Genomic DNA, 20,093 nt, shown 5'->3' on the forward strand with positions numbered 1-20,093 from the left:
GCCCAGTAGGCTGGTGGGCATCATGACCACAGGTGCATCCGATACCAAGGACCTCGCGCTGGCCGATCGGCGACGGTGGCTGTCCGGGCTGCCCCCGGCGACTCCCCGCCCCTGGTGGAAACGACTGCTGCGCAGCCCCATGCTGTGGCTCACGCTCGTCCTGGTGCCGTTCTACTGCTACTGCCTCGCCAGCCAGTACATGATGCTGCACCCAGATCGGACCTTCCCCGACGGGACCGTCGCACTCGGCCTGAACAACGAGGCGATCCGCATCGCGGCGTTCTGGGCGATGTGGACCGCCCTGGCGTACTTCCTGCTGTTCGTGTGGCTCGACCGCTTCCGGTTGCAACGTCCCCTCACCTGGCTGCTGACCTTCGCGTGGGGTGCCTGCGCATCGACGTGGATCAGCATCCACGTCAACTCCTGGGCCGGTGAGATGATGCAGACCACCCAGGCCGATGCCGACGCCGGAACCCGCCCCGCCATCTTCATCGCCCCGTTCATCGAGGAGGCCAGCAAGGCCACGGTGCTGTTCCTGCTGGTCATCCTCTACCGCACCCGGATCGTCTCCCAGCTCAGCATCGTCACCCTGGCCGGGCTCTCGGCCATCGGGTTCGCCTTCGTCGAGAACATCATCTACTACGGCCGCGTCATCGTGTACGCGATGAACACCATCGAGGTGGAGGACCCCCAGGAGGCCGTGATGAGCATGGTCATGCTCCGCGGGGTCTACACCTCCTTCGGACACCCGCTGTTCACGATGATGACCGCGCTGGGGCTCGCCGTCGCCCTCGGGGCCCGCAGCAAGTGGGTGCGGGTCACCGCGCCACTGGGCGGGTTCCTCCTGGCGGCGGGTGGGCACATGCTGTTCAACGGGGTCGCGAGCCTCAACCCCGTCGATGCCCTCCGGACGCAGTGGTTCATGGCCCTGGCCCTGGTGGGGGTGCTGATCCTGTACCTCATCTTCAGCGTCGTCGCGGAGACCCGTCTGATCCGGCGACGCCTCACGGATCTCCACCGGGTCGGATGGCTGCAGGAGCGTGACGTGGTGGTGATCTCCAGCCCCCTGCGGCGGATCAAACTGCTCACCGCGGCACTGTTCAGGGGACCACGGACGTGGTGGCACACCGCCCGGTTCATCCGGTTGGTCACGGAACTGGCACACACCCGGGCCCAGGTCACCCGTGGCACCGTCGGGCCGGGAGCGGACGACAGGTGTCACGAACTGGTCCACCAGATCGAGTCACTGCGGCCGAAGGCCCTGACCGAGACCCTCGGCCTCGCGGTGATCCCGCCGCGACGACGCCGCCGTCCCACACCCCCGGTGCCCGTCCACCCGCAGCAGGGATGGTACTCGTGAGCGGTACGGAACTTGCCGGGGCGTTGCAGCATCTGTCCACGGTCCTCGACACGACGACGTTGCCCCTGCCGCTCGAAGGAGTCACCGAGCAGCGCGGCATCGTCTCCTCCCTGCAGCACCAGGTCGTGGACTACCTGCTGCCCCGCGCCCAGCGCCTCGACGCCCCCCTGCTGGCCGTGGTCGGTGGTTCCACAGGGGCCGGCAAGTCCACCCTGGTCAACACCCTCCTCGGATCGGTGGTCACCCGTGCCGGGGTCCGTCGGCCCACCACCACCTCACCGACCCTGATCTGCCACCCCCTGGATCGGGACTGGTTCCGCACCGGGCCGGTCCTGCCCGGGCTGGTCCGCACCGACGAACCACTGACCGACTCGCGGGCGCTGCAGATCGTCGCCACCGAGCAGCTCCCCGCCGGGCTCGCCCTGCTGGACGCGCCGGACATCGACTCGGTCGACGACGAGAACCGCCGCCTCTCCCGTCAACTCCTGGGGGCGGCCGACCTGTGGGTGTTCGTCACCACCGCGGCCCGCTACGCCGACGCGGTGGCCTGGGAACTCCTCCAGCAGGCGGCCGAACGTGATGCCGTGGTCAGCGTGGTGCTCAACCGCTGTCCCCCCGAGGCGGCCCACGAACTCACCACCCACCTGAACGAGATGCTGCTCGCCAGAGGACTCAGGGCGCAGCAGGTCTTCACCGTCCCGGAGCAGGATGAACCCGCCACCGGTCTCCTGCCCCCCGAACTCGTGGCCCCCCTCCGGCAGTGGTTGGGACACCTCACCGCCAAACGGGGGCGTCGCCACGCCGTCGCCGTCCAGACCCTCGGCGGGGCACTGCGGCACCTCGATCCACAGCTTCGCGGACTGGTCGGGGCGGCGACCAGACAGCAGGAGGCCCTCTCGGACCTGCGCGAGGCAGCCGCCCAGGAGTTCCGCGAGGCCGCCTCACTGATCGGTCATGCCACCTCCGACGGGACGATGCTGCGGGGCGAGGTGCTCAGCCGCTGGCAGGACCTCGTCGGCACCGGAGAGTTCATGCGGGGCATCGAGCAACGCATCGCGGCGGTTCGGGACCGCATCACCGGTTGGTTCACCGGGTCGCGGAAGGCCGAGGAGGTCCAGGGGGCCATCACCGACGGACTGGCCGCCCTCATCCTCGAACACGCCACCGCTGCCACCGAGCAGGCCGCCCTCGCCTGGACCCGCACCCCATGGGGGCAGGTGCTGGCCACCCGCCCCAGCGACCTCTCCCGTCCCGAGCCCGGATTCGCCGACGAGGTGGCGTGGCTGGTCCGCTCCTGGCAGAGCGACGTGCTCAGCCTCGTCGAGAACGAGGGCACGGGCAAGCGGCGTCGCGCGCGGTTCCTGGCGCTCGGCACCAATGCGCTCGGAGCGGCCCTCATCATCCTCGTCTTCGCCACCACCGGTGGACTCACCACCGCCGAGGTCGGCATCGCCGGAGGTACCTCGCTGGTGGCGCAGCGACTGCTGGAGGGGATCTTCGGCGACGACGCGGTGCGTCGCCTCGCGGCCCGGGCGAAACGGGAACTGGACTTCCGCATCGACAGCCTGCTCAGTGCCCAGCTCGCCCGTTTCGAGGAACGGCTTGCCGCCCTGGGATTCGATGAGTCCCTGCCCGGGCAGCTCACCGAGGTGGCCGACGCCCTCAGGACGGCCAGCGGGGACGCCTTCGACTCGCTCACCCGACCCGAGGGATTCTGATGTCCACGCTGCGGCGACGACTCGAGCTCCTCGAGGAGCTGGTCCGGCTCACCGAGCACCGGGTGCCGACGGAACTCACCACACGGGCCGTCGAGATCACCCGGCGCGCGGACCAACGACTGCGGCTCGGGGAGCAGACCGTCGTGGCCCTCGCCGGGGCCACCGGATCCGGCAAGTCCTCGCTCACCAACGCCCTGGCGGGCACGCAGGTCACGACGGTCGGGGTACGTCGTCCCACCACGTCGACGACCTTGGCCATCAGTGTCGGTGCCTCCAACCCGGAGCTGCTGGACTGGCTCCGGATCACCCGTCGTCACGAGGTCGCGGCACCCGAGACCGGGCTCGCCCAGGTGGTGCTGCTGGACCTGCCGGACCATGACTCGGTCGTCACCGCCCACCGGGAGGAGGTGGACCGGCTGGCCCATCTCGTCGACCAGTTCGTGTGGGTGCTCGACCCGCAGAAGTATGCCGATGATGCGGTCCACGCGGGCTACCTGCGCCCCCTGGCCGGTCATCGTGACGTGGTGAGCGTGGTGCTCAACAAGGCGGACCGACTGACCCCGGAGGCCCTCGACGAGTGCCTGACCGACCTGAGGCGGCTCCTGGACGAGGACGGCCTGGGCGGGGTTCCCCTGCGCGCGACCTCCACCCTGACCGGACTCGGGATCGTCGAGCTGAGACGTGACCTGGCCGGGATCGCGGCCCGCAAGAGCGCTGCCCACGCCCGGCTGGGGGCCGATGTCGATCACGTCGTCGCGGGATTCGAGGATGCCTGCCGGGGCGAGGCAGGGGCGGTGCCCCCACGGGCCGTCACCGCGATGGAGGCCGTCCTCGCGACTGCCGCAGGGGTTCCTGAGGCCACCCTGGCGGTCAGGCAGGGCATGATCCACAGGGGTGCACTCGCCACCGGGTGGCCGATGGTCTCCTGGCTCAGGCGGCTTCGCCCTGATCCCCTGAAGCGGCTGCGCATCGGGGGTGGTCAGGAGGGGGCGACCCCGGAGCCCGTGACCGTGCGCAGTTCCCTGCCGAGCCGAGGAGCCGTCGCGCAGGCCCAACTGCGCACCGGACTCCGGGCTCTGGCCGATGAGGTGGCCCAGGGGATGTCACCCGGCTGGGCCCGGGCGGTGCATCGCGCCGTGCACAGCCGCATGGAACAGCTCCCGGACCTCCTCGACCAGGCAGTGGTCCGCACCGACCTCGGTACCGAGGGCACCCCCGTCTGGTGGCAGCTGTTCCGGGGCCTCCAGTGGCTGCTCATCGTCTCGGTGGTGCTCGGTCTCGGCTGGTTGACGCTCAACCTGGCGCTGACCTACTTCGGGCTGCCACCGTTGCCGACCGCACCGCTCGGACCGGAGGGAGGCCTCCGGATACCGACCCCGACCCTGCTGTCACTCGGCGGGTTGTGCGCCGGGATGCTGCTCGGGGTCCTCGGGCAGTTCTTCGTCCGGCTCGGGGCCAAGGCGGCGGAACGACGCGCCCGCCGTCGCCTCGACAAGGCCATCCACCAGGTCGCCGCACAGCACGTGGTGGACCCGCTGGCGGCGGAGGTGCAACGGCTGGCGGACGCCCGAGGGCTGCTCCGGGACATGGGGGCGAAGCTGGCATACTTGCCCACGGTCAAGTCGAAGGGAAGCTAGTGGCCGAGTTCATCTACACCATGCAGAAGGTCCGCAAGACGGCGGGCGAGAAGGTCATCCTCGACGATGTCACCCTGGCGTTCTTCCCCGGGGCGAAGATCGGCGTCGTCGGGCCGAACGGGGCGGGCAAGTCCACCCTGCTCAAGGTGATGGCCGGGCTGGAGCAGCCCAACAACGGCGATGCGGCCCTGGCCAAGGGGGCAAGCGTCGGAATCCTGCTGCAGGAGCCGCCACTGACCGAGGGCAGGACCGTGCAGGAGAACGTCGAGGAGGCCGTGGCCGATCTCAAGGCGAAGATGAAGCGCTTCGACGAGATCGGCATGGAGATGGCCGAGCCCGATGCCGACTTCGACGCCCTCATGGCGGAGATGGGGGAGCTGCAGACCGAACTCGACACCCACAACGCCTGGGACCTCGACGCCCGGCTGGAGCAGGCGATGGACGCGCTCCAGTGCCCACCCCCGGACACGGTCGTGGACGTGCTCTCGGGCGGTGAGCGTCGTCGTGTGGCGCTGTGCAAGCTGCTGCTGCAGCAGCCCGACCTGCTTCTGCTCGACGAGCCCACCAACCACCTCGACGCCGAATCGGTCAACTGGTTGGAGGGTCACCTGAAGTCCTACCCCGGTGCGGTGCTGGCCGTCACCCACGACCGCTACTTCCTCGACAACGTCGCCGAGTGGATCTGTGAGGTGGACCGCGGCAAGCTGCACCCCTACGAGGGCAACTACTCCACCTATCTCGAGACCAAGCGGGCACGCCTCCAGATCGAGGGCAAGAAGGACGCCAAGCGCGCGAAGATCCTGGAGAAGGAACTCGAGTGGGTGCGTTCCTCGCCGAAGGCGCGCCAGGCCAAGAACAAGGCCCGACTCCAGCGCTACGAGGAGCTCGCGGCCGAGGCCGAGCGGTTCCGCAAGATCGACACCGCGGAGATCAACATCCCTGCCGGGCCGCGCCTGGGGTCGGTGGTGCTGGAGGTGGACAACCTCACCAAGGGGTTCGGTGACCGGGTTCTCATCAAGGATCTCTCCTTCTCCCTGCCCCGCGCCGGCATCGTCGGCATCATCGGGCCCAACGGTGTGGGCAAGACCACCTTGTTCAAGACCATCACCGGGCTCGAGGAGCCGGATTCAGGCAGTGTCAAGATCGGTGAGACGGTCAGCTTCAGCTACGTCGACCAGAACCGCTCCGGCATCAACGCCGAGGACAACGTGTGGCAGGTCGTCTCCGACGGGCTGGACCACATCAAGGTCGGCAACTTCGAGATGCCGTCCCGCGCCTACGTCGCCTCCTTCGGTTTCAAGGGGCCGGACCAGCAGAAGAAGGCCGGGGTGCTCTCCGGTGGGGAACGCAACCGTCTCAACCTGGCACTCACCCTCAAGCAGGGCGGCAACGTGCTGCTGCTCGACGAGCCCACCAACGACCTGGACGTGGAGACCCTGTCCAGCCTGGAGGACGCCCTGCTGGACTTCCCCGGCTGCGCCGTGGTGATCTCCCACGACCGCTGGTTCCTGGACCGGGTGGCCACCCACATGCTCGCCTGGGAGGGTGAGGATGCCGACGGCACCCCGCGCTGGTTCTGGTTCGAGGGCAACTTCGCCGACTACGAGGTGAACAAGGTGGAGCGGCTCGGGGCCGAGGCCGCGCGCCCGCACGCCTCGAAGCACCGCCGCCTGACCCGGTGAGCCGTGGCTGACCCGGCCAGTTACCGGCCCAGGCCGGGCAGCATCCCCACCGAGCCGGGGGTGTACCGCTTCTTCGACGCCTTCGGCAACGTCATCTACGTCGGGAAGGCCAAGAACCTGCGCTCCCGGCTCAACTCCTACTTCGCCGACCCGGCATCGCTGCACTTCCGCACCCAGACGATGGTGCGCACAGCGGCCAGGGTGGAGTGGACGGTGGTGGCAGGAGAGCTTGAGGCCCTCCAGCTGGAGTACACGTGGATCAAGCAGTTCGACCCGCGGTTCAACGTCAAGTACCGCGACGACAAGTCGTACCCGTGGCTCGCGGTCACCTGGAGTGACCGCTTCCCGCGGGTTTTCGTGGGGCGTGGGGCGAAGCGACGGGGCACCCGGTACTTCGGGCCGTTCGGGCAGGCGTGGGCGATCCGGGAGACCGTCGACGCGCTGCTTCGGGTGTTCCCGATGCGGTCCTGCAGCGACGGGGCGTTCAAGCGGGCACAGGACTCCGGACGGGCCTGCCTGCTGGGGGACATCGGGAAGTGCTCCGCGCCGTGCGTGGGCCGGGTGGGACCGGAGCAGCACCGGGAGCTCGCCGAGGGGTTCTGCCGGTTCATGGCGGGGGATTCCGAGCGGATCGTCGCGGAGTTGGAGCAGGAGATGCTCACCGCATCCGCGGAGCTGAACTTCGAGCGGGCCGCGGTGCTGCGTGACCAGCTGGCGGGCCTGACGAAGGCCAGGGAACGCAGCACCGTCGTCCTCGCCGATGACGCCGTGTGCGATGTGGTGGGTTTCGCTGATGACGGTCAACAGGTCGCGGTGCAGATCTTCCACGTGCGGGCAGGCCGGATCGCCGGGGAGCGCGGCTGGATCGCGGACCGCGCGGATGACCGGGATCTGGCGGAGCTGCTGGAGCCGTTCCTGCTGCAGCTCTACGATGGCGAGAACCTGCCCCCGCCGCTGGTGCTGAGTTCGGTCCCGGCCGAGCCGGAGCTCGTGGCCGTGCTGGAGCAGCTGCGTGGGGCGAGGGTGGAGGTGCGTGTGCCGGTCCGGGGCGACAAGCGCACGTTGCTGGACACGGTGCTGCGCAACGCCCAGCTGGCCCTGGAGCAGCAGGCCACGAAACGGGCCTCCGATCTGACCACCCGCAACGCTGCGCTGGAGGAGATCGCCGAGGCGCTCGGTCTGCCCGAGCCGCCGCTGCGCATCGAGTGTTTCGACATCTCCCACACCCAGGGTGTGGAGGTGGTGGGCTCGATGGTGGTCTTCGAGGACGGTCTGCCGAAGAAGTCGGACTACCGTCGCTTCATCATCAAGAGTTTCGAGGGCTCCGACGATCTGCGTGCGATGGACGAGGTGTTGACCCGCAGGCTGGGTCGGCTGCTCGACGAGCGGGGCCGGGGCGACGACGTGGACGGCCCACTGCTCATCGACCCGACCACGGGTGCGCCCCGGAGGTTCGCCTACGCCCCGGCGCTCATCGTCGTCGACGGCGGGGCCCCGCAGGTGTTGGCCGCGGCGAAGGTGCTGGCCGAGCTGGGACTCGGCGGGGAGATCGCGCTGTGTGGCCTGGCGAAGCGGTTGGAGGAGGTGTGGCTTCCGGGCGAGGAGTACCCGGTGATCCTGCCGCGTGCCTCCGAGGGGCTCTACCTGCTGCAGCGGCTGCGCGATGAGGCCCACCGGTTCGCGATCACCCACCACCGGGGCCGGAGGAGCAAACACATGCTGGCGTCGGCCCTGGACCAGGTGCCGGGGCTGGGCGAGATGCGCCGCAAGGCCCTGGTCACCCACTTCGGCTCGATCAAGAAGCTGCGTGAGGCCAGCGTCGAGGAGATCGCGACGGTGCCGGGCTTCGGCCCGAAGCTCGCGGCGACGGTGCACCAGGCGGTCGCTGGCACAGCAGGTGAGGCCATCAACCTCACCACCGGCGAGGTCACCGAGACCTGAGAGATCATTGGGTGGCCGCAGAGGGCCCTCGGCCCGGCCATGTGCACTGCGACATCCCGCGACCACCCTGCTCCAGTGGTCGCAAAGGGTCGCTTTTTCGACGGTTCAGGACCACTGGGGCACGTAAGGTGGGCTGGCGCGGGGCTGTGCGGGCTGACGCCGCGAGCGGTGCGGCCGGGATCAACCAGGTGATGTTCGCATCGTTCCTCCAAGGACACAAGAATACAAGCGCGAAGCGATCTGATAGCCTGCCGGTGAAGCTGACACGGGAACCCGGTGGGAATCCGGGACTGACGCGCAGCGGTGACGGTGACGAACCTGTCGTGAGGCCACTGGGGAGACCCGGGAAGGCGACAGGAGAGGGCGAGCCGGAGTCCGAAGACCGCAGCTTCGCGATTTGTCGGTAGAGGGTCTCGCGCATGGGCCCGTGGACACTGGAGTGATCCTTGACTCACGTCACACCGGCCCACAGGGTGGGCGCGTACTTGGCGCTGCCCATCGTCGTGGTCATCCTCGCCCTCACCGGACTCAGCGTGGTGTATTCGGTCAACATCGGCTCCGAGCGGCTGGACAGCGAGGCCATCTGGCAGGTGATCCACAGTCACCTGGAGGGCACGGTCAGCGACAACCGGGCCGTCGAGGCCATCGTGTGGGAATTGCGTCTGCCGCGCTCCTTGCTCGCCGTCATCGTCGGTGCCGGGCTCGGGATCGCGGGCTGCGGGATGCAGACCCTGGTGCGCAACCCCCTGGCCGACCCCTACCTGCTGGGGGTCTCCTCCGGCGCCGCGGTCGGGGCGACGGCCGTCATCACCTTCGGCATCCTGTCCGGGTTCGGGCTGTGGGCGGTCTCCGTCGGGGCCCTGCTCGGCTCCCTGGGAGCCGCACTCGCGGTCTACCTCGTCGCGATGGCCCAGGGCGGGCTGACCCCCATCCGTCTGGTGCTCTCCGGGGTGGTGCTGTCCTCGGCCTTCTCCGCCATCGCCAGTTTCCTCGTCTTCAAGGGGCCGGACCCCCGGGCCGCCCAGTCGGTGCTGTTCTGGCTGCTCGGCAGTGTCTCCGGGGCCCAGTGGGATCGGCTGGCCCTGCCCGCCGCCGTCGTCCTGGGGTGTCTGCTGCTGCTCCTGCTGAGCAGCGGCTGGCTCGACGCCCTGGCCTCCGGCCCCGATGCGGCGGCCGCCCTCGGTGTGCCGGTCAACCTGCTCCGGCAAGGGCTGTTCCTGCTGTTGGCCATCCTGGTCGGGGTGCTCGTCGCGGTTTCCGGGGGCATCGGATTCGTCGGTCTGGTCATCCCGCACCTGTGCCGGATGGTGGTGGGCTCCCTGCACCGCCGTCTGCTTCCCGTCGCGGCAGCGGTCGGTGGTTTCTTCCTGTTGTGGGTGGACATCGTCAGCCGGGTCATCGTCGCCCCGTCGGAGGTGCCCCTGGGCGTGGTCACGGGCCTCATCGGGGCACCGGTGTTCCTCATCGTGATGGGACGACGCAGCTACGGCTTCGGAGGTGTGGCATGAGCACCCTGCGCGCGGAGGAACTCGTCTGCCGCATCGGGCGACGTGTCATCCTCACCGACATCGACCTGACCATCACTCCCGGCACCATGACCGCCATCATCGGGGTCAACGGGGCGGGCAAGTCCACGCTGATGCGGGTGCTGGCCGGCATCCGTCCCGCTGCCTCCGGACGAGTGCTCCTCGACGGTGACGACATGGCAACACTCCGGCCCCGACAACGGGCCCGAAAGGTGGCCTTCGTCGCCCAGGAGGAGACCCCGCCGGATGAGTTGACCTTGGCCGAGATGGTGGCGCTCGGACGGTTGCCGCACCTCATGCCGTGGCAGGTCGGGGGGGTCAGGGAACGCCTGATCGTCACCGACTGTCTGGAACAGGTGGGGCTCGGTGAGCTGGCGGGGCGCCGCTGCAACCAGCTCTCCGGGGGCGAGCGGCGCCGTGCGATGCTGGCCAAGGGCCTGGCCCAGCAGACCGATCTGCTGCTCCTCGACGAGCCCACCAACCATCTCGACGTCCATCACCAGCTGCACCTCCTCAAGTTGATCCGCAGCAGTGGTCGCACCGTCGTCGCCACCATCCACGACCTGGACCTGGCGATGGGCTGGTTCGACCAGGTGGTGATGCTGGCCGACGGCGGCATCCATGCCGCAGGGCCGGCCTCGACGGTCATGACCCCGACCAACCTGGAGGTTGCGTTCAACGTGCGTGCCCGACAGATCCCAGCGCTCGATGACGGGGTGCCCCACCTCGTCATGGACGGCCTCGTGCCGGATGAAACCATTGAAGGAAAGGAAGATCGATGACCCGACGTCGTACCCAGGCGGTGGCCTGGCTGACCGTGCCCATCCTTGCCCTCGGCGCCTGCTCGGCCCCGGCGAAGACCGGCGAGGCAACCAACTCGCAGGGTGCCGGTGCCTCGGAGACGACGGCAGGGGTCACCGTGACCAACTGTGAGCAGGAGCTCACCCTGCCCGGACCGGCGAAGAAGCTCTACGTCAATGACGGCAACATCATCGCGCTCGCCCTGGCGGCAGGGGCCGCCGATGAGATCACCGCGGTGAGCAGCATCGGGCGTGATCTGCCGATCCTCACAGCCAAGTACGGTGAACCCACCGTCAGCAAGCTCAAGGAGGTCGCCCCGGAGTACCCGACGCTGGAATCCGTGCTGGCGGCAACCCCTGATCTCATGGTCGCGGGCTGGAACTACGGGTTCTCCGAGGGCAAGAACCTCACCCCGGACATCCTGAGTGAGAAGGGCATCCCCTCCTACATCCTCACCGAGTCCTGCCGTCAGGCGGAGGGTGGCACCGAGCGTGGCATCGTCGACCCCTGGGAGGCGGTCCGCATCGACATCACCAACCTCGGTGCCCTCACCGGTCATGAGGACGAGGCCAAGGCCGTCGTCGAGGACATGGATGCCCGTCTCAAGGTGCTCGACGCAGCACCGAAACCGGAGAAGGCCCCGGTGGTGTTCCTCTTCGACTCAGCCAGGGACGCCGTGTTCACCAGCGGCTCCTTCGGGGCTCCGCAGGCCATCATCACCACGGCGGGTGGGACCAACGCCACGGCGGACGTCGAGGACACCTGGGTCGAGGTTAGCTGGGAGAAACTCGCCAACGCCAACCCGGACCTCATCGCCTTCGTCGAGTACCCCGGGCAGACCTACGAGGAGAAGGTGGAGACCCTCAAGGCCCATCCCGCCGCCAAGGACCTGACCGCGGTCAAGGAGGAACGCTTCCTCAACCTGCCGTACGCGATGTGGACGGAGAGTCCCATCAACATCGATGCCGCCGAGTACGTGCGCAAGACCTTCGAGAAGCACGGCCTCGCCCCGGCCTCCGAGGTGACCACGAAACTGCCGATGCCGGCCGAGGTTCCCGGTCAGGACAAGCTGCCCTGAGCCGGACCCGACGAGCACGGATCGGCCCTGCCCCGTGATGGGGGCAGGGCCGATTCACGCTTCTTGTCTGGGCACGAATCGCCGTTCTGCTTTGCTGGCAGCGTTGACATCTGCGTCTCATGCAAGCAACCCGCCAGTTCGTGTACGCCGCTGCGCCCTTGTCGGCGCACCCTCTCAGCCCTTGACCGCGCCTGCGACGAAGCCGGAGGTCATGCGGTGCTGCACCAGCAGGAACAGGATCATCACCGGGATGGTGATGAGCACCGAACCGGCCATCACGCCACCCCAGTCGAAGCCACGCAGCCCCTGCTGGAAGGACTGCAACCACAGCGGCAGGGTGATCGCGGAGTTGCGGGAGAGGATGATCAGGGCCAGGGCGTACTCGTTCCAGGCATGGAGGAAGGCGAACACACTCGTGGCCACCAGCCCCGGGGCGAGCAGGGGCAACGTGACCCTGAGCATCGCCTGCAGTCGGGAGCAGCCGTCCACCATCGCGGCCTCCTCCAGCTCCAGGGGAATGCCGGCGACGAAGCCCCGCATCATCCACACCACGAAGGGCAGCAGGCCTGCGATGTAGAGCAGGGAGAGCCCGGTGACGGAGTTGAGCAGACCCCAGCCGTCGAGCATCCGGTACTGCGAGAGGAACGTGGCCTCGGCCGGGATCATCTGGATCACCAGGATCGCGACGACCATGGTGGTGCGACCGACGAAGCGGAACCGGGTCAGTGCGAGTGCGGCCAGCAGCGACAGCGTCGTGGTGGTGAACACCAGGATCAGCGCGATGCCCAGTGACATGCCGAGGGCCTGCCAGAAGGTCTGATCCGTGAGGATCCGTTGGAAGTGTTCCAGTGTCGGCCGCGCAGGCAGGAACTGGGGCGGGGTGGCCAGCAGGTGTCGCTCCGGCTGGAACGAGGAGTTGACCATCCAGTACACGGGGAACGCCCACGCCACGGCCGCCACCAGGGTCACGATGTTGACGATGCCTCGTGCCAGGCGGTTGCGGCGCATCAGTCGTCTCCTTTCGTGTAGAGCATGTGGATGTACTTCGCGGTGATGGCGACGGTGATGAGCAGGATCACCGTCGCGATGGCGGAGGCGATGCCGTACTTGCTCTGGGAGATGCCCACCTGGTAGACGTACGTGCCCAGCAGGTTCGTCTCCGTGGTGATGCCGCCGGACTGCTGCAGCACGTGGATCTGGGTGAAGACCCTGAGATCCCAGATGATCTGCAGGATCCCGATGAGTGCCACGACGGGGGAGATGATCGGGTGGATCACGTGACGAAGCCGCTTCCAGTAGCTCGCCCCATCGATCTGGGCGGCCTCCAGCAGGGCATCGTCCACCTGGGTGAGCGCTGCGTGGATGGAGATGGCCGCCAAGGGCATGGAGGCCCAGATGATGACGACCGAGGCCACCAGGTGGAAGGTCCACGGGCTGTGGGCCAGCCACGAGAACCCGGTGAACTGTTCCAGGCCCAACGATGCCAGCAGGAAGTTGAGCACCCCCAGGTTCGGGTCGACGAGCCACTGCCACACCGTCAGTGCGGCCAGCATCGGCATCGCCCACACCACGACGAAGGCCGTGTTGAGCAGGGTCCGGGCCCATGGGCTGGCCTCTCGCATCAGCAGGGCCAGCCCCAGGGCGAGCAGCATCGTCCATCCCGCGGTCCAGGCGCAGAACGCCAGGGAACGACCCAGCACCGTCCAGAAGTACGGGTCACCGAGCACCGTCAGGTAGTTGCCGATCCCGATCCACTGTGCTGGTGCCCCGAACTGCTGGGCCAGTCCGAAGTCGTGGAAGGACAGGATGAACTGGTTGACCAGGGGGTAGCCCGAGAACAGCAGGACGAAGACCACGGCCGGGGCCAGCAACAGGTAGGGGGTCACATGCTTGGATCTTCTCATCGTCAGGAGTTCAGCGCATCCTCGATCTGCTGGCCGTACTTGAGCGCGACACCGTCGATGTCATCACTCTGGGCCACCTCGGTCCAGAAGTCGACGATGAGGTTCTTGCCCTCGGCCACCCCCCACTGCGGGGTGTTGGGGGTCAGCTTCGAGTTCTCGACCACCACCTGGGAGATCTCCCCGAAGGCGCCGGGGATCTCGTTGCCGTGGGTGGTGTTGCCGGGGACCCAGCCGTCGGCGGCGATCAACTTCTGGAACTCGGGGGCGAAGATCACCCGGAGCGCCTCCTTCGCGAGGTCGGGGTGCTGGGCGTTCTTCGCGATCGCGATGGTTGAGCCGCCGGAGAAGGTCTTGCCCACCTCACCCGCCTGGAGCCCCGGGATCGGCATCACGGCGACCTTGTCCGCTTCCCACAGTGCCTGATCGATCTTTCCGGTGATGTTCCCGGTGCCGAGCAGGACGGCCACCTTGCCCTCGTTGAAGAACTTGTCGAAGGACTGCTGGGAGGCCTGCGAGGCCACCGCGTACTTCGTGCCCTCCGAGAACAGCCGCTTGATGCGGCGCAACGAGTTCAGGGACTCCGGGGAGGAGACCTGCTGCACCCACCTGTCACCCTCCCGGACGGCCCATTCGCCGCCACCGGCGAACCACAGGGAGGTCACCGAGTGCTCGTCCCCGGCCGCCAGGTACAGGGCCGAGAAGTCCGTGGTTCCCTCGGGGTTGGCCTGCGTGAGCCGGACCATGGCGTCGGCGAACTCGTCGAGGGTGGTCGGCTGGGCGATGCCCGCCATGTCGAACAGGTCCTTGCGGTAGTAGACGCCTCGTGCTCCGGCATAGAGCGGCAGCGCGTACTTGACCCCCTCCCAGGAACCGGCCTCGACGAAGCTGGGGATGAGCCTCGAGCCACCCAGCTCCTCGTAGAGGTCGTCGACGGGAGCGAAGGCGCCGACGCTGGAGAAGGTGGAGGACTGGGTGTTGCCGGTCTCGACCAGGTCCGGGCTCTCCGTGGCCGAGGAGAGACCGGTCTGCAGTTTCGACATCACACCCTCCCACGGCTGGACCTCCACCTCGAGGCTGTTGCCGGGGCTCTTCGCGGCGAAGGCCTCCTTGAGGTGCGTCACGGCGGCATCGGAGATGGAGCCCTCCATGAACCAGACCCTGAGGGTCCGGCCGGTTCCACCCGTGCCGCCACCCTTGTCGTCCTTGCCGGATGACCCGCCGCACGCGGCCATCGTCCCGGCGACCGCTCCAGCGGTGAGGGTCAGCAGTGATCGTCGGTTGATCGTTGACATCGTCGTCCCTTCTGTCGTGTACACCCTGGGCAACCCCGCCGGGGTGTCTGGCCTGCATGTCCGGTACCTCGGTCGAGAGTCGAGGCATTGGAACGATTCAGAACCTGAGGGGAAACTCTGGCCCGCAGCTGCGGTGTGACGGGAGTCCCGGGGAGAAGTCGATCATCTCAGTTGTTCATGTCAGCGTTAACTCCTGTGGATGTCGGTTCGAGATGGAGCTGCACACCGCAGCCCCCACGACGGCGAGCGCCGCCAGCGTGAAACTCGTCGCCATGCCTCCGGCTCCACCGAAGGCGTCGATGGCCAGGCCGGCTGCCGCCGAGCCCACTGCAGCACCCACGAGCTGGCCCGTGGTCAGCCATCCGTAGGCCTCGGCCGTGTCCGCGAAGTCGACATTGCCCGCGATGATCGCGGACATCGCCGCGATCACCGGGGCGGTGCCGAGGCCGGTGACGAACAGGGCCGCGGTGATGCCCCAGAAACCACTCAGCACCGTGGCGGCCCCCATCCCGACGGCGACGACGACCAGCCGCAGGGTCAGTGACCAGCGGCGAAGGATCAGGTGACCCACGGCGAGCCCGCCAACCATGGAGCCGAATGCTGAGATCGCCAGCACGTAGCCACTGAGCAGCGAACCCTTGCCGAAGGTCCCGACGACCGCGGCCTCCATCGCTGCCAGACAGCCGATCACCAGGATGGACAGTCCCGTGATGAGCAGCACCACCGGGTTGACCAGGACGCTTCCGAAGCGCCCCGTCGAGGCTGGGATCCGAAGGCCCCGGACCGCCGGGTCGAGGATGAACAGGAGCCCTCCCACCACCTGGATGACCAGGATCGTGATCATCGCGGTCGCGGTTCCCAGGGTGACGGCCAGGGTGGTGACCAGAACCGGGCCGAGCACCCAGATGATCTCCTGCAGCGCGGCGTCGAGGCTGAACAGGGCCTGGACCTGATGCGCCGGGACCATGGTGGGGTAGAGGGTGCGGACCGTCGGCTGGACCGGTGGGATCGTCGCCCCACCGAGGGCGGCGAGCAGGATCAGGGCCCACAGCGGCACGGGTGCCAGGACCACGGGCACCAGCGACGCCGTCGAGAGCAGCAGGCAGGCCAGCAGCACCGTCTGGGTGCCGAAGCGGTGCAGTTGCCGGGAGATCACTGGGCCCGCCACGGCCATCCCGATCGACAGGGCGGCCAGCACGGCCCCGGCCGAGGCGTAGTTCCCCTTGAGGTGCTCGATGTGCATCAGCAGCCCCAGGGAGGTCATCCCCGCGGGGAGGCGGGCGATCAACTGTGCGACGATGACGCGCGCCAGACCGGGCGTGCGGAGAAGTTCGACGAAGTGGCCCACCGGCCGGAGTGTAGTTGGTGGGACGGGAGCGTGACTTGAACACTGTTCAATGCTCGGTGTTGAATGGTCCGGAACTCAGACCAAGGAGGCTGTCATGACCGCCATCTCGAACTCCCGACCAGCGTCGTTCCAGGCCACGGACCTGGCCCACATCGGCGTCTTCGCGGCACTCATCGCAGCGCTCGCCATCGTGCCGCCCATCCAGGTGGTGGGCCCCGTGCCGATCACCCTGCAGACCCTGGGGGTGGCCCTGGCAGGTCTGTGCCTCGGCCCTTGGCGGGGCTTCGCGGCCACGCTGCTGTACGTCGTGCTCGGTGTGGCGGGCCTGCCGATCTTCTCCGGGGGCAAGTCAGGTCTCGCCACCCTGTTCGGCCCCAGCGGGGGCTACCTCGTCGCCTTCCCGCTCGCAGCCCTGCTCACCGGGTTCGTGGCGGTGTGGACGGTTCGTCGAGGCCTGTCCACCCTCGCCCCGCTGATCTTCTTCATCGGCCTGTTGGCCGCGCGCTACCTCATCATCCTGCCCCTCGGTGTGCTCGGGGTGATGCGGGCGACGGAGGTGAACTTCATGACCGCCTTCACGGGCGACATGCTGTTCTGGCTCGGTGACTCCCTCAAGAGCCTCGTCGCGGTGATCCTGGCCCACACCGTCCACCGGGCCTTCCCCCGCCTGCTGGTGCAGCGTTGATCCGTTTCGACGCCGTCTCGGTGGTCATCCCACCCGTGATGAAGGATGATTCCGAGAAGGTGCTGCTGGAGGGGATCGACCTCGAGCTGGGTGAACAACGGGTGGCCGTGATCGGGGCCAACGGTTCAGGCAAGTCCACCCTGCTGAGGCTCGTCAACGGGATGCGTCGCCCCACCACGGGCACCGTCACCGTCGGAGGTCTCGACACCGTGGCCGACGCCGCGAGGGTCAGGGCGCGGGTGGGCTTCATCTTCACCGACCCCCTGGCCCAACTCCTGATGTCCAGCCCCGTCGAGGACATCGAGCTCAGCTGCAAGCACCTCCCGCGCAGGGAACGTCGTGCCCACGCGCTGGCGCTGCTGGCCGAACGGGGACTGGAGGGACTGGCCCACCGGAGCATCTACGACCTCTCGGGAGGTGAGCGGCAACTGGTGGCCCTGACCAGCGTGCTGGCGGTGGAGCCGACGGTGATCGTCGCCGATGAGCCCACCACCCTGCTCGACCTGCGCAACAAGGTCCGGCTGCGTCGCACCCTGGCCGAGCTGCCCCAACAGATCCTCCTGTCCACCCACGACATGGAGGTGGCCGCCGAGGCCGAACGGGTGGTCGTCATCGACGACGGCCGGGTGGTCGCCGACGGGGAACCGGCGGAGACCATCGCCTGGTACGAACGGGTCATGGCCACGTGAACGTCCACTCCAGCCTGTTCGGGCTCCACCAGCCGGGCGACGGGTGGTTGTTCCGGACCCACATCGGGGTCAAGTACCTGCTCATGCTCACCCTGGTGCTGCCACCACTGTTCGTGCGGCAGTGGTGGTTCACCCTGGCCCTCGCCGTGCTCCTGTGTGGGTTGTTCGCCTCTTCCGGGCTGGGCCCCCGCCGGGTGTTGCGCATCGGCTGGATGATGTGGTTGCTGCTCGCGATGTTGGCTGTGTTCCAGCTGGTCGGGGGCAACCCGAACGCCGCGGTCACGGCCCCGGGCAACCTGCTGGTCGCCGTCCTCGCGGCGCGCCTGGTCACCCTCACCACACCCACCACCGAGATCCTCGACGCACTGACCGCGGTCCTCGGCCCTCTGCGCCACGTCGGCGTCAACCCGGAACGGGTCGCGCTGACCGTGGCCCTGATGATCCGCTCCATCCCCTACATCCTCGGGCTCTTCGAGGAGGCCCGGGACGCGGCCCGTGCCCGGGGGGTCTCCCGCAATGTCGTGGCGCTGCTCATCCCTGTGGTGCTGGGAACGGTGGCCCATGCGGAACGCACCGGCGAGGCGCTGGGTGCCAGGGGGCTCGGCGAACGTTAGGGTTCTCCCATGGGTGATCAGGAGTTCCCGGAGATCGTCATCATCACCGGCATGTCGGGGGCCGGGCGACGCACCGCCGCCCACACGATGGAGGACCTCGGGTGGTACGTGGTGGACAACCTGCCGCCCGCGATGCTGCCCATCCTCGTGGACCGGTTGGGGGCCACCGAACGGATCGCCGTCGTGGTGGACGTGCGCTCCAAGGTGCAGTTCGACCAGATCCCGGAGGCCTTCCGCCAGCTCAAGGACCGCGGTTACCGGGTCACCGTCATGTTCATCGAGGCCACCGACGAGGTGATCGTCCAACGCCAGGAGTCCAACCGTCGGCCGCTCCCGCTCCAGGGAGGGGATCGACTCATCGACGGCATCGTGCGGGAACGCCGACTGCTGGCCGATCTCAGGGCCGAGGCCGACATCGTCGTCGACACCTCCAAGCTCAGCGCCAGGCAGCTGGCCCAGCGGGTGGCCAACCACTTCGGCACCGATGCCACCGACACGTTGCACGTGGCGATCATGTCCTTCGGGTTCAAGAACGGCCTGCCCGTGGACGCCGACATCGTCTTCGACGTGCGTTTCCTGCCGAACCCGTACTGGGTGCCGGAACTGCGTCCCAAGACCGGTCTGTCCCCGGATGTCGCCGGATACGTCCTGGGGCAGGAGGCCGCCCAGGAGTTCCAGGAACGGATGCTGGGGGTGATCGAGACCGTGGCCCCGGGCTACCTGGTCGAGGGCAAACGACAGGTCACCCTGGCCATCGGCTGCACCGGGGGCAAGCACCGCTCCACATCCATGGGTGAGGAGCTGGCCAGTCGGCTGCGTGAGCGTGGCTACGGGGTGAGTGTCCTCCATCGAGATCTGGGGAAGGAATGAAGACCCTGAGCAAACTGCCCAAGGTCGTCGCCTTCGGCGGTGGCCACGGGCTGTACGCCTCCCTCTCGGCCCTGCGACGGGTCACCGACCGTCTCACCGCGGTGGTCACCGTCGCGGACGACGGCGGCTCCTCCGGCAGGCTCCGCAGCGAGTTGGGATGTCTGCCCCCCGGGGACCTGCGCATGGCACTGGCGGCACTGTGCGGTGACGACAAGACGGGGCGGGCCTGGGCCAGTGTGCTGCAGTCACGTTTCGGCGGGGACGGTCCACTGGCCGGGCACGCCATCGGGAACCTGCTCATCGCCGGACTCTGGCAGCAGCTCGACGACCCCGTCGCGGGTCTCGACATGGTGGGGGATCTCCTGCGGACCCGGGGCCGGGTGCTGCCGATGAGCGCGGTTCCCCTGCAGATCGAGGCGGAGGTGCTGGGACTCGACCCACTGGCTCCGGACGAGATCTGCACCCTGGCCGGGCAGGCCACCGTCGCGAAGACCCGCGCCACCGTCCAGGCGGTCCGGCTGGTGCCCGAGGATCCGCCCGCCCACCCGGAGGCCGTCGCGGCGGTCGAGGAGGCCCACGCCATCGTGCTGGGACCGGGATCCTGGTTCACCTCCGTGATCCCCCATCTGCTGGTGCCGCAACTGCGTGACGCCATCCTCACCACGTCCGCGCGACGGATCCTGGTGCTGAACATCGCCGCAGCCGAGGAGACCGATGGGTTCAGTGCCTCCCGGCACATCGAACTGCTCGCGGAACACGCCCCGACCCTGCGGCTGGACGTGGTGCTGGCCGACAGCCGCTTCGCTGCCTGCGACCGGCACCTGGCGAAGTTCGCGGCATCTCTCGGGGCCGAGGTGGTGATGGCGGACGTCGGTGTCCACGACGGCAGTCCACGACATGATCCGAACCGCCTGGCAGCTGCCTACAGCGAACTCCTGATCGGGTAGT

General features: G+C 68.3%; 17 protein-coding genes and 1 riboswitch. Of the genes, 13 read left to right on the forward strand and 4 right to left on the reverse strand.

The genetic code is table 11. The annotated features are described in order from the left end of the window. The first annotated feature begins 22 nt into the window (after positions 1–22). From EII34_RS05580 to EII34_RS05615, 8 genes are all read left to right on the forward strand, one after another. The gene (locus EII34_RS05580; protein ID WP_124843780.1) at positions 23–1,360 is read left to right on the forward strand and encodes a PrsW family intramembrane metalloprotease; all 1,338 of its coding nucleotides are present in this window, start codon (positions 23–25) and stop codon (positions 1,358–1,360) included. Beyond that, the gene (locus EII34_RS05585; protein ID WP_124843782.1) at positions 1,357–3,078 is read left to right on the forward strand and encodes a GTPase family protein; all 1,722 of its coding nucleotides are present in this window, start codon (positions 1,357–1,359) and stop codon (positions 3,076–3,078) included. The genes EII34_RS05580 and EII34_RS05585 overlap by 4 nt, the downstream gene beginning before the upstream one ends. Next, positions 3,078–4,715 (forward strand): GTPase, encoded by a 1,638-nt coding sequence (locus EII34_RS05590; protein WP_124843784.1) that lies wholly within the window; start codon positions 3,078–3,080, stop codon positions 4,713–4,715. Before EII34_RS05585 ends, EII34_RS05590 begins: the two co-directional genes overlap by 1 nt. Next, complete coding sequence (ettA, locus tag EII34_RS05595) at positions 4,715–6,397, forward strand: energy-dependent translational throttle protein EttA (protein ID WP_124843786.1); 1,683 nt, start codon at positions 4,715–4,717, stop codon at positions 6,395–6,397. Before EII34_RS05590 ends, ettA begins: the two co-directional genes overlap by 1 nt. A gap of 3 nt (positions 6,398–6,400) precedes the next feature. Beyond that, positions 6,401–8,338, forward strand: coding sequence for an excinuclease ABC subunit UvrC (gene uvrC / locus EII34_RS05600; protein WP_124843788.1), 1,938 nt, complete (start codon positions 6,401–6,403; stop codon positions 8,336–8,338). A 216-nt stretch (positions 8,339–8,554) separates the two neighbouring features. Then, positions 8,555–8,745, forward strand: a riboswitch (cobalamin riboswitch). A 39-nt stretch (positions 8,746–8,784) separates the two neighbouring features. Further along, positions 8,785–9,846, forward strand: coding sequence for a FecCD family ABC transporter permease (locus EII34_RS05605; RefSeq protein ID WP_260425059.1), 1,062 nt, complete (start codon positions 8,785–8,787; stop codon positions 9,844–9,846). After that, positions 9,843–10,646, forward strand: coding sequence for an ABC transporter ATP-binding protein (locus EII34_RS05610; protein WP_124843790.1), 804 nt, complete (start codon positions 9,843–9,845; stop codon positions 10,644–10,646). The genes EII34_RS05605 and EII34_RS05610 overlap by 4 nt, the downstream gene beginning before the upstream one ends. A 29-nt stretch (positions 10,647–10,675) precedes the next feature. Further along, positions 10,676–11,743 carry an ABC transporter substrate-binding protein gene (locus EII34_RS05615; RefSeq protein WP_185711206.1) on the forward strand — a complete coding sequence of 356 codons (1,068 nt, stop codon included), beginning with the start codon at positions 10,676–10,678 and terminating at the stop codon, positions 11,741–11,743. A 174-nt stretch (positions 11,744–11,917) separates the two neighbouring features. Here EII34_RS05615 and EII34_RS05620 read toward each other — a convergent pair whose 3' ends face one another. The 4 genes from EII34_RS05620 to EII34_RS05635 form a co-directional block, all read right to left on the reverse strand. After that, the gene (locus tag EII34_RS05620) at positions 11,918–12,751 is read right to left on the reverse strand and encodes a carbohydrate ABC transporter permease (RefSeq protein WP_124843794.1); all 834 of its coding nucleotides are present in this window, start codon (positions 12,749–12,751) and stop codon (positions 11,918–11,920) included. After that, complete coding sequence (locus EII34_RS05625) at positions 12,751–13,647, reverse strand: carbohydrate ABC transporter permease (protein WP_124843796.1); 897 nt, start codon at positions 13,645–13,647, stop codon at positions 12,751–12,753. Before EII34_RS05625 ends, EII34_RS05620 begins: the two co-directional genes overlap by 1 nt. Before the next feature lie 2 nt (positions 13,648–13,649). After that, entirely contained in the window at positions 13,650–14,939 is a 1,290-nt protein-coding gene (locus EII34_RS05630; protein ID WP_124843798.1) for an extracellular solute-binding protein, read from the reverse strand. Between the two features lie 175 nt (positions 14,940–15,114). Further along, a complete protein-coding gene (locus tag EII34_RS05635) occupies positions 15,115–16,287 on the reverse strand; it encodes an MFS transporter (RefSeq protein ID WP_124843800.1) in 1,173 nt (390 codons plus the stop codon). A 94-nt stretch (positions 16,288–16,381) separates the two neighbouring features. Here EII34_RS05635 and EII34_RS05640 point away from each other — a divergent pair, with 94 nt between their 5' ends. Genes EII34_RS05640 through EII34_RS05660 form a run of 5 tightly spaced genes read left to right on the forward strand, consistent with a single transcriptional unit; the run spans position 16,382 to position 20,092 of the window. Next, positions 16,382–16,972 (forward strand): biotin transporter BioY, encoded by a 591-nt coding sequence (locus EII34_RS05640; protein ID WP_124843802.1) that lies wholly within the window; start codon positions 16,382–16,384, stop codon positions 16,970–16,972. Next, positions 16,969–17,661: an energy-coupling factor ABC transporter ATP-binding protein gene (locus EII34_RS05645; RefSeq protein WP_221620207.1), complete on the forward strand. Its 693-nt coding sequence runs from the start codon at positions 16,969–16,971 to the stop codon at positions 17,659–17,661. Before EII34_RS05640 ends, EII34_RS05645 begins: the two co-directional genes overlap by 4 nt. Next, a complete protein-coding gene (locus EII34_RS05650; protein WP_124843804.1) occupies positions 17,658–18,275 on the forward strand; it encodes an energy-coupling factor transporter transmembrane component T family protein in 618 nt (205 codons plus the stop codon). Before EII34_RS05645 ends, EII34_RS05650 begins: the two co-directional genes overlap by 4 nt. A gap of 9 nt (positions 18,276–18,284) precedes the next feature. Continuing rightward, on the forward strand, positions 18,285–19,145 hold the full coding sequence (gene rapZ, locus EII34_RS05655; RefSeq protein ID WP_124843806.1) for an RNase adapter RapZ: 861 nt from the start codon (positions 18,285–18,287) through the stop codon (positions 19,143–19,145). Next, complete coding sequence (locus EII34_RS05660) at positions 19,142–20,092, forward strand: gluconeogenesis factor YvcK family protein (protein WP_124843808.1); 951 nt, start codon at positions 19,142–19,144, stop codon at positions 20,090–20,092. The genes rapZ and EII34_RS05660 overlap by 4 nt, the downstream gene beginning before the upstream one ends. Position 20,093: the final 1 nt, after the last annotated feature.

Source organism: Arachnia propionica (genome assembly GCF_003859805.1).
Taxonomy (GTDB): domain Bacteria; phylum Actinomycetota; class Actinomycetes; order Propionibacteriales; family Propionibacteriaceae; genus Arachnia; species Arachnia propionica_C.